Source organism: Malikia granosa (assembly GCF_002980595.1).
In the GTDB taxonomy this organism is placed as follows: domain Bacteria; phylum Pseudomonadota; class Gammaproteobacteria; order Burkholderiales; family Burkholderiaceae_C; genus Malikia; species Malikia granosa.
In genome coordinates, this window is the sequence record NZ_PVLQ01000045.1 from 1 (window position 1) to 9598 (window position 9598).

At 62.0% G+C, this 9598-nt stretch carries 10 protein-coding genes; 7 read left to right on the forward strand and 3 right to left on the reverse strand.

Annotated features, from left to right (window positions below):
- Positions 1-39: 39 nt before the first annotated feature.
- Positions 40-717, reverse strand: a complete 678-nt coding sequence (gene rpe, locus C6P64_RS12510; RefSeq protein WP_105748901.1) for a ribulose-phosphate 3-epimerase — start codon at positions 715-717, stop codon at positions 40-42.
- Positions 718-809: 92 nt separating this feature from the next.
- Here rpe and apaG point away from each other — a divergent pair, with 92 nt between their 5' ends.
- From apaG to C6P64_RS12540, 6 genes are read left to right on the forward strand one after another with little or no spacing between them, the layout of a single operon-like run.
- Positions 810-1193 (forward strand): Co2+/Mg2+ efflux protein ApaG, encoded by a 384-nt coding sequence (apaG, locus tag C6P64_RS12515; protein WP_105748902.1) that lies wholly within the window; start codon positions 810-812, stop codon positions 1191-1193.
- A gap of 12 nt (positions 1194-1205) precedes the next feature.
- Positions 1206-3290, forward strand: a complete 2085-nt coding sequence (locus tag C6P64_RS12520; RefSeq protein ID WP_105748903.1) for a site-specific recombinase — start codon at positions 1206-1208, stop codon at positions 3288-3290.
- Positions 3277-4248, forward strand: a complete 972-nt coding sequence (thiL, locus tag C6P64_RS12525) for a thiamine-phosphate kinase (protein ID WP_105748904.1) — start codon at positions 3277-3279, stop codon at positions 4246-4248. The genes C6P64_RS12520 and thiL overlap by 14 nt, the downstream gene beginning before the upstream one ends.
- 14 nt (positions 4249-4262) lie before the next feature.
- Positions 4263-5129: an NUDIX hydrolase gene (locus C6P64_RS12530; RefSeq protein ID WP_105748905.1), complete on the forward strand. Its 867-nt coding sequence runs from the start codon at positions 4263-4265 to the stop codon at positions 5127-5129.
- A 14-nt stretch (positions 5130-5143) separates the two neighbouring features.
- Positions 5144-5680: a phosphatidylglycerophosphatase A family protein gene (locus C6P64_RS12535; protein ID WP_105748906.1), complete on the forward strand. Its 537-nt coding sequence runs from the start codon at positions 5144-5146 to the stop codon at positions 5678-5680.
- Between the two features lie 40 nt (positions 5681-5720).
- The gene (locus C6P64_RS12540; protein WP_105748908.1) at positions 5721-6215 is read left to right on the forward strand and encodes a CinA family protein; all 495 of its coding nucleotides are present in this window, start codon (positions 5721-5723) and stop codon (positions 6213-6215) included.
- Positions 6216-6296: 81 nt separating this feature from the next.
- Here C6P64_RS12540 and C6P64_RS17980 read toward each other — a convergent pair whose 3' ends face one another.
- On the reverse strand, positions 6297-7310 hold the full coding sequence (locus C6P64_RS17980) for a hypothetical protein (protein WP_146115918.1): 1014 nt from the start codon (positions 7308-7310) through the stop codon (positions 6297-6299).
- 164 nt (positions 7311-7474) lie between these two features.
- Here C6P64_RS17980 and C6P64_RS12545 point away from each other — a divergent pair, with 164 nt between their 5' ends.
- Positions 7475-7681, forward strand: a complete 207-nt coding sequence (locus C6P64_RS12545; protein ID WP_105748907.1) for a hypothetical protein — start codon at positions 7475-7477, stop codon at positions 7679-7681.
- A gap of 214 nt (positions 7682-7895) precedes the next feature.
- Here C6P64_RS12545 and C6P64_RS17985 read toward each other — a convergent pair.
- On the reverse strand, positions 7896-9598 hold a 1703-nt coding region (locus C6P64_RS17985; protein ID WP_146115919.1), incomplete at its 5' end, for a DarT1-associated NADAR antitoxin family protein.

A 9598-nucleotide genomic window follows, 5' to 3' on the forward strand; every position in this document is an offset into this window, starting at 1 on the left:
TGTGTTAACAGGCCCTAGACCGGCGCCAGCAGGCCGGAATCAGGCCAGCGCGGCGCGCATGTGGTCGATCACGGTCTTGTAGTCAGACTGGCCGAAGATCGCGCTGCCAGCGACGAAGGTGTCGGCACCGGCGTCGGCGACGCCGCGGATGTTGGCCGCCTTGATGCCGCCATCGACCTCGAGCCGAATGTCCTTGCCGCTGGCCTCGATGCGCTTGCGCGCAGCCTCGATCTTGCGCAGCGCGCTGTCGATGAAGCCCTGGCCGCCGAAGCCGGGGTTGACGCTCATGATCAGGATCAGGTCGATGTCGTCGATCACCCAGTCGAGCACGTCGAGCGGCTCGGCCGGGTTGAACACCAGGCCGGCCTTGAGGCCGCGCGCCTTGATCGCCTGCACGCTGCGGTGCACATGGGTCGAGGCATCGGGGTGGAAGCTGATCAGGTCGGCACCGGCGTCGGCGAAATCGGCGGCCAGCGCATCGACCGGGCTCACCATCAGGTGGACGTCGATCGGCGCCGGCGTGCCGTCGGGCTTGAAGGCATGCTTCTTGAGGGCCTTGCAGACCATCGGTCCGAAGGTCAGGTTCGGCACGTAATGGTTGTCCATCACGTCGAAGTGGATCCAGTCGGCGCCAGCGGCCAGCACATGGCGGACCTCCTCGCCCAGGCGGGCGAAGTCGGCCGAGAGGATGGAGGGGGCGATGCGGTAGTGGCTCATGCGCGAGATTGTGGCAGCTTTGCCGCCCCGCGCGCCGGGTCCGGGCCAGCCCTGCGGCCGACAAGGCGGCAGAAGCTGGTTAGGATTGGCACATGCCGCAACACCAGTTCGCCGTCCACGTCAGGCCCGAATACCTGCCCGCGCAGTCCTCGCCCATGGAGGACTCCTATGTCTTTGCCTACACGGTCACGATCTCCAACACCGGCTCGGTGCCGGCCCAGCTGATCGCGCGTCACTGGGAAATCGAGGATGCCTTCGGCGAAACCCAGGTCGTCGATGGACTGGGCGTGGTCGGTCGCCAGCCCCTGCTGCAGCCGGGCGAGGCCTTCCAGTACACCAGCAGCACCCGCCTGCAGACCGCCATGGGCATCATGAGCGGGCATTACTTCTGCGTCGGCGTCGACGGCCACCGCTTCGAGGTGGCGATCCCGACCTTCACGCTCAACGTGCCGCCCGCCGGCGCTGGCCCCGACTGACAGGAGGCCGGCATGACATGGCAAGACCCGTCGCCCGAGGCCCTGCTGGCAGGACTCGATCCCGACGCCGGCCAGGCCGAGCGCCATCTGTGGCTGATCGCCCTGATCGAGTGGCTGCGCGGCCCCGAAGCCGACGTGCCGGCCACGCTCAAGCGGCTCGGCGCGCTGCTCGATGCCGCCGAGGCCGACCCCGGCTGGCTGGCCCGCTGGCAGCTCTGGTGGCGGCGCTTGCGCCAGGACCTCGACCTGGCGCCGCTGCTGGCCGACTTCGGCTTCGCCTCGCAGTCGGCCTTCATGACCGAACTCGGACACCGGATCAGGCGCAAGCTGCTGCCGAGCTCGCCCGTGACCAGCGACATGGGCGAGCTGTTCGGCCTGCTGTTCCACGACCCGCTCGATGCGCGCTGGCTGGCCGCCTTGCCGGCGCGCCAGCTCGAGCAGCTCGGCACGCTGCTCGGATCGGAGCCCGAACCGCGTGGCACGCCCGGTGACAGGCCGGCGAGCCGCCTGAGCGGCTGGGAACAGACGCTGATGGATGCGCTGTCGTTCTGCATCGGACAGATCAGCGCGACCGGCTTTAGGCCCGAGCTGCGCTCGCGCATGTCGGTCGAGGCGCGCCAGGCGCGCAGCTTCCAGGACCTGCCGATGGCGCTGGAGAACTTCCGCCGCGCCGCCGCCACGCAGGGCCTGGACAGCGCCGAGGCCCGGGCCCAGCTGCCCGAACTGCACCGGCTGCTGGACGAGGCACGCCAGGCCGCCTATTCGGTCTATGCCCACCTCGAGGAGCATGGCATCTCGGTCGGCATCGTGTTCCGGCTGCGCCAGCTGCGCGAGCGGGTGCTGCGCGCGACCACCCTGCTCGACTGCCTGCTGTCCGAGCAGCGCCCGCGCACGACGGCCCGGCTGATCGCGCATCTGGTGCAGGTCGGACACGAGAGCCGCAGCATCCGCGCGCTGATCTCGACCAGCACCCAGCTGACCGCGGCGCGCGTGGCCGAGCGCAGCGCCGAGAGCGGCGAGCACTACATCACGCGCAACTGGGACGAATACCGCGACATGCTGCTGCGCGCCGGCGGCGGCGGCGCCGTGATGGGCTTCACGACCTGGTTCAAGTTCCTGCTCGGCGGCCTGGCGCTGTCGGCGTTCTGGGGCGGACTGGCGGCGGGACTGAATTACGCGATCGCCTTCGTGCTGATCCAGCTGCTGCACCTGACGGTCGCGACCAAGCAGCCGGCCGTGACCGCGCCGGCCATGGTCGCCAAGCTGCGCGACCTGCGCTCGCGCGAAGGGGTGCTGCGCTTCGTCGACGAGGTCGCGCACCTGTTCCGCTCCCAGGTCGCGGCCATCATCGGCAACCTGGCGCTGGTGATACCGGTGGTGGCGCTGATCAGCACCGCGCTGTGGCTGACGACCGACGCGCCGATGCTGACGCCCGAGAAGGCGCGCTACGTGATCGACAGCCATCAGCTGCTGGGCCCGACGCTGCTGTTCGCAGCCATGACCGGCCTGCTGCTGTTCGCTAGCAGCATCATCGCGGGCTGGGTCGAGAACTGGTTCGTGCTGCACAAGCTGGACTCGGCGCTGGCCTACCACCCGGCCATCACGCGCCGGCTGGGCAAGCGGCTGGCGCAGCGCTGCAGCCATTTCATGCGCACCCATGTCTCGGGCCTGGCGGCCAATATCTCGCTCGGGCTGCTGCTCGGGCTGGTGCCGGCCGTCGCGGGGTTTTTCGGGCTCGAGCTCGAGGTGCGCCACGTGACCCTGGTCACGGGCCAGCTGACCGCCGCCGTGATGGCGCTGGGCTGGACGGTGCTGCTCGAGCCGGCCTTCTGGTCGGCCGTGGCCGCCACGCTGCTGGTCGGCCCGATCAACCTGGCGGTCAGCTTCTACCTGGCCTTCCGCCTCGCGCTCAAGGCACGCAGCGTCAGCGATGTCAACCGCCAGCGCATCCAGGGCGCGATCCGGCACCGACTGCGCCGCGCGCCGCTGAGCTTCCTGTGGCCGGTCAGCGCCCAGCAGGAAACCCAGGTCCATGCCGATGCCGACATCGCCCCCCCAGAAAACAACGAGGACGAGCCACCCGATGGGCGAGTTTGAACTGATACGCCACTACTTCCAGCGCACCGGCCCCCACCCGCCCGGCGTGGTGCTGGGCGTGGGCGACGACTGCGCGCTGCTGCAGCCCGATCCGGGCCAGCGGCTCGCGGTCTCGACCGACATGCTGGTCGAAGGCCGGCATTTCTTCGCCGATGTCGATCCGGTCGCGCTGGGCCACAAGGCGCTCGCGGTCAACCTGAGCGACCTGGCCGCGATGGGTGCCCGCCCGCTCGGCTTCACGCTCGCGCTCGCGCTGCCGCGCGCCGACGCAACCTGGCTGGCCGGCTTCAGCGCCGGCCTGTTTGCGCTGGCCGATGCCGCGGGCTGTCCGCTGGTCGGCGGCGACACCACCCAGGGGCCGCTCAACCTCAGCATCACGGTATTCGGCCAGGTGCCGCCGGGCCAGGAGCTGCGCCGCAGCGGCGCGCGCGCCGGCGACGAGGTCTGGGTCAGCGGCCAGCTCGGTGACGCCCGGCTCGCGCTCGAGGCGCTGCTGGGCGAGATCGAGCTGGCGCCCGAGCGGCTGGCGCGCGCGCGCCAGCGGCTCGAGCGCCCGACGCCCCGGCTGGCGCTGGGCCTGGAGCTGCGCGGTCTTGCGAGCGCGGCGGCCGATGTCAGCGACGGCCTGTGCGGCGACCTGGGCCATATCCTGGCCGCCTCGGGCGTCGGCGCCGACCTCGAGGTCGGCGCACTGCTGGGCTCTGACGCCATCAGCGCCGACCTGCGCGCCCAGCCACGCGAGCGCGCGCTGCGCTGCGCGCTGGCCGGCGGCGACGACTACGAGCTGGTCTTCACCGCCCCCGCCGCGGCGCGCGAGGCCCTGCTGCAGGCCGCCCGCGCGGCCGCCACTCCAGTATCCTGCCTGGGCCGCATCAGCGCCGAGCCCGGCCTGCGCTGGCGCAACGAATCCGGCCAGCCCCTCGATCTGGCCCTGGCCAGCTTCGACCATTTCGCCTGAATCCTGCCTGCCCCATGACCACTCACGATACCGAACGCCCGGCGCGCGACGCCGCCTCCCTGGTGCTGCTGCGCGACGGCAGCGCCGGACTCGAGGTGCTGCTGCTGCGCCGCCATGCCGACACCCGCGTGCTGGGCGGCGTCTATGTCTTTCCGGGCGGCAAGCTCGACCCGGCCGACTGCAGCCCCGATGCGCTGGCCGCGCTCGACCTGGAGGCCGAAGCGCTGCTGGCCCGGCTGGACGAGCCCGGACTGAGCCCGGAACAGGCCGCCGGCCTGCACATCGCCGCGCTGCGCGAAAGCTTCGAGGAAGCCGGCCTGCTGCTGGCCGAAGGCGCCGACGCCCAGGCCAGGCAGGCGCTGGCGGACCGCCAGGCCGCTGGCGAAGCGCTGGCCGACGCCATGGCAGCGCTCGGCCTGCGCTGGCAGGCCAGCGCCATCCTGCCCTGGTCGCGCTGGGTCACGCCCGACCACCCAGCCTCGGGCGCGCGTTTCGATACCCGCTTCTTCCTGGCAAGGCTGCCGCAAGGACAGCAAGCGCGCCACGACGGTTTCGAAACCACCGAGGCGGTCTGGCTGGCGCCGCGCCAGGCGCTGGAACTGCACGCCGAACGCCAGCTCGAACTGGTGCCGCCCCAGCTCCTGAGCCTGGTACAGCTCTGCCGCCATGCCGACGTGGCCAGCGCCTGGAACGAGGCACTGGCCACTCGCCCGCCGCGCATCCAGCCCGAGGGCTGCGAGATCGACGGCGAGCGCCTGCTGTGCCTGCCCGGCGACCCGCAGCACTCGGTGCGCGAACGCGCCCTGCCCGGTCCGACCCGGCTGCGCTGGCTGCAACGCCGCTTCGAGCCCGTCGGCGGCTGCGCGGCCTGGTTCGACTGAACGATTCAATCTCGATGGAAAACTCCTACAAACCTTTTCCGAAAGCCGCCCCGGTGCAACCGGATCGCCGCTTCCTGCTGTCCCGCCTGTCGCACCTGATCGCGCTCGGCTTCGGCTCCGGCCTGAGCCGGGTCGCGCCCGGCACCGTCGGCACGCTCTGGGCCTGGATCGCCTTCCTGCTGATCGACCGGCTCGGCCAGCCGGGCGACCTCGGCTGGGCATTGATCATCGGCCTCACGCTGCTGGCCGGCTGGTGGGCCAGCGTCGCCACCGTCAGGCGCACCGGGGTGGCAGACCCGGGCTATATCGTGATCGACGAGGTGGTCGCGTTCTGGCTCGTGCTCTGGCTGGCGGCGCCGGTCGGCTTCTGGGGCCAGTTCTGGGCCTTCCTGCTGTTCCGCTACTTCGACGCCGCCAAGCCCGGCCCGGTGCGCTGGGCCGACCAGGCCTTCAAGGGCTGGGGCTGGCGCGGCGGCTGGGGCATCATGTTCGACGACCTGGTCGCGGCCGCCTGCACCCTGTTCGTGATCGCGTTCTGGCGCTGGCTCTGAAGCCGGCCCAACAAACTCCCACCCCTGACCGAACCGCGTGATGAGAACCGACGACCCCGAGATCCTGCAACTCTGCACCGAGCTGGCACAGGCGCTCAAGGCCAGCGGCCGCATGCTGGCCACGGCCGAGAGCTGCACCGGCGGCCTGATCGCCGCCTGCTGCACGTCCCTGAGCGGCTCGAGCGACTGGTTCGAGCGCGGCTTCGTGACCTATTCCAACACCGCCAAGACCGAGCAGCTCGGCGTGCCGGCGACACTGATCGAGGCCCATGGCGCGGTCAGCGAACCGGTGGCGCGCGCGATGGCGCTGGGCGCGCTGGCGCATTCCAGGGCCCGGGCCAGCATCGCGGTCACCGGCGTCGCCGGCCCGACCGGCGGCAGCCCGGAAAAGCCGGTCGGCCTGGTCTGGTTCGGCTGGGCGCTTGGCGATCAGGCCTGGACCGAATGCCGGCACTTCGACGGCGACCGCGATGCGGTGCGGACGGCGACGGTGCGGCATGGGCTGGCCGGGCTGCTGGAGCGGCTGGGCGCCTGAAACAAGCCAATCAAGTCAGCATGCAAAAGCGGCGTAATAGTGTCTACTTTTTGGCAGAAATTAGCCCCACGAACCAAAATCTCAGGGACTTCCTTCTTCGTCATAGTCGTCGTGGCTAGAGTAAGATCCAAATTGACCCCCATCCCGGAACGATCCACCCCAATGGCGTTTGGCGTCCATGGCCTGCTCGTTTCCAGGCATTTCGCGCAAGATGCCGTTGTCATATAGACCCCTAACGGTCGCCTGCATCGCGCTCTCGATGGTGTCGACGTCTTCTTTTCTGAAAATCTTTTTGGATGCTGGCTTTTTGATTTTTATTGGATCATTTGGAAAATATTTCTCAGATCGAATTCTTTCCGACGTCTTTCCTGGGCGCTGAACAACACTTCTCGATCCGCCTGCGTTTTCTGACTTGATGGCGACCTGAAACAGGTGCTCATTGTGTCTGCTGCATAGGTGATCAATGGCTTGCCTTCTTTTGTTGAACGCCTCATTGCACACCTTGCAAACGTACGGCTTGTCGACCTGCATTTTTGAGATATCATCCATTTTCTCCGGATGGTGGCTCTTGATGTGCTTTTGCAGTCGGACCACGGGCGAATCGTTACAAAACGGGCACTGCTTAAGGTTTATTTCAATAAAACTCGGAGCCATTCTACGGATGGCATAACGAATTTGCTCCGGTGTTTTGACGGACGCTCTCTCTGGAGGGCGCAGGCCCCTTTGTTTTTTATCCGACGAGACGGCAAATCTAGGCTGATCCGTTCTTTTAAGGATTTGGGCCGCCGGCAACGAGCACCTGTGCTGCAATGTACTGGAAAAAAATTTATCGCATCGGATGCAGCGAATCAGCCGGTAGCCGGATATTTTTTTGCTTGTAGCGGTTTTGTTTTTTTGCGAAGGGGCATTCGCGATCGACTTGTTTTTTACGGCAGCAGAGACACTTGACTTCCCAGCACTTTTGCCATTGATTTGCCGATCACGGATCGACTCCTTTTTTAAATCCTCAACCGTTCTTGAGGCCCGGTATCCGGTTCCATCGCACCACCGGCAGTTTTCGTTATCGCCTTTACAGGTACAGGGTATGGCTTCCATTTTTAATCCTGTTTACTCAATAATACTAACCGTCATTATTCAAGTGGCAATGGCTAAAAAAAACGCGCGGTCTATTGACCATTGAAAAAATCGATGCTCGAAAGCTTTCCCCCGGATGCGCTCAAGGCCCTGCGCAGCAGCGCTGGATACCGGAGGTATATCCCTTGATTGTGAGCAAGACCAAGCAGGAGGACGGCATCGTCTACTGGGCCGACGAGACGGCGGTGGCACAGGACAGTCACTGGGTGCGAGGCTACGCCCCGGCGGGAAACGCGCCGGTACTGGCCGCCATCAGCAGCAAGGGGCTGGTGCGGCTAGAGTTCCTTAAAGGCGCAGCGACTACCGAGACGACCCTGGGCTTCATGCAATGACTCGTACAGGACAGCGAAGGTCACAAAGTCTTCCTCATACTCGACAACCTCAGGGCTCATCATGCCAAGGACTTAGCCGCCTGAGTACAGGCAAATGAGCACGAGATCGAGGTGTTCTACCTGCCGTAGGTCACCTCCCTGGTGTTCCAAGATTGTGATGCAACGCTGACTCATTGGCCAATTTAAATTGCCGCGGTTGTGGCTGGGGCATTACTCAAACTAACCGTGGTTGCAGCACTGTGTTTTCAGATGCATTACTAACAAGAACAGACGTAATTATATCCATGTATGCTTCTCTGCTTGAAGTTGCATCTCTAATGAGATTGCGCGCTTCAAGTGAACGATAAAGCGCGACAGAGTATGCTTGGCAGTTTATTGATTTATCAGGGTTGAACTCGATATCTGTGAAAGCATCATAGTCTGATAATTGCTCTACCGCCCATTGATTTTTATGCAGTGCATTAATGTATAGCCAGTCATAGAATGCAGTTCTAGGCTCTAGCGGCCAATTTTCACCAAAAAAATCGAATCCTATTAAAGATCCAGATTCCCTGATTCTTTGGTCTGTTTTCGCTGCTCTAGATGTACCAAACAGTAAATCTTTGTAAGGCCCCCCGCTGGCAAAAACCTTGCTTGATTGATAGGCGGTTTCAACGGTGAAAGTTTTTTTTAGTTTTTGGGTCGTTACTTTGAGATTGAATGCGCTGAGTGCGATTCCAAGCTCAACGTTGGATTTGCTGGATATCTCTAATGGATTGCTGCAGAGATTTTTGGCAATGGCGGATTCGTGTAGTGAGTGAATTGATTTTTGTTTTTGTATCACTGACATTCCGGGGTGCCAATTGAATTCAACAAATTCGGTCTTCACCAATAGTTTTCCGGATCTATTGGGTATGTATATGGGTCGCTTAGCCAATTTGCGCACCTCTCCAATTTGCATAATCTTTTCTGGCATCGAAATAATGCTTATTGTAAAAAATTCTTTCTCTCCGTTGCAGGATTCTACTATCTCCATGACTTTCTTGTGATCACGGATGCGCTCTTTTTGATCTAAGCTTATATCCAAAATCATTTCTGGCTCGATTCTATCCAATATGAGCACTTCTGCCTGTGGGTGCGTAGGGTAATAATTAGGGATATTTAGATCTTTGCGTGATGGTGCGGCGTCTATATCCGCAAACAAAAGCTGAAGAGCCTCCAGTCCTTTACGATGCTGTAATTTGGTCAGTGCCACTGATCGTTTTGCAGCGTTCTGGATGCAAAATACGCAATTCTTTTCCCAGAGTATTTGTGATTTTATTCTCAAGACAGCCCAATCTGTGCCAGGGTTGTCTTTTCGTAGTTGATAGAACATTTTGTAGTTGGGGAACGATATTGAGCAACATATGGCATCAGGTAGATAGTCAAATCTATGGCGGTCGTTTATAATTATCCCCACCCCCACTTCACTTAAAGATTTTCGTCCATATAGTCCATTTTTCAGAATGGATGGTATATTTTCAATTCTTGTGAAGTGCACGATATCCTCAATTCCTTGTGTGGCAACAAATTTCTTGATTAAAGAAGTTTTTAAATCGTTTTCATTATTGGTTTTCTGCGATTCAATATTTTTTAGTTTTTGGCGATTATCGATTGTTTTGATTAAGACGACAAACCCATTTTTAATTTTTATATTCACATCTTTTTCGTAAACAAAAGTGTATCCGTTGTTGATTTGATTAATTATACTCCCTTCGGATACTGCGAGTGTTCCGGTGTACCAGTTGGCAAAAATTGGGGTATTTTCACGAAGATTATATTTTCCGCTTATGCCAATTAAATAAAGGCGGCCATTCTTTATTTCCCATGCTCCTACATATCCTCGCCAGCAATCGGATGTAATATACTGTTGCGGCACCTTAACAGGCCGTTGAAAAA

Bases quoted from the DNA above. Each gene is read 5' to 3' on its own strand.
- thiL (WP_105748904.1), top strand. From the start codon at position 3,277: ATGGGCGAGTTTGAACTGATACGCCACTACTTCCAGCGCACCGGCCCC.
- rpe (WP_105748901.1), bottom strand. From the start codon at position 717: ATGAGCCACTACCGCATCGCCCCCTCCATCCTCTCGGCCGACTTCGCC.
- C6P64_RS12535 (WP_105748906.1), top strand. From the start codon at position 5,144: ATGGAAAACTCCTACAAACCTTTTCCGAAAGCCGCCCCGGTGCAACCG.
- C6P64_RS12530 (WP_105748905.1), top strand. From the start codon at position 4,263: ATGACCACTCACGATACCGAACGCCCGGCGCGCGACGCCGCCTCCCTG.
- C6P64_RS17980 (WP_146115918.1), bottom strand. From the start codon at position 7,310: ATGGAAGCCATACCCTGTACCTGTAAAGGCGATAACGAAAACTGCCGG.
- C6P64_RS12520 (WP_105748903.1), top strand. From the start codon at position 1,206: ATGACATGGCAAGACCCGTCGCCCGAGGCCCTGCTGGCAGGACTCGAT.
- apaG (WP_105748902.1), top strand. From the start codon at position 810: ATGCCGCAACACCAGTTCGCCGTCCACGTCAGGCCCGAATACCTGCCC.
- C6P64_RS12540 (WP_105748908.1), top strand. From the start codon at position 5,721: ATGAGAACCGACGACCCCGAGATCCTGCAACTCTGCACCGAGCTGGCA.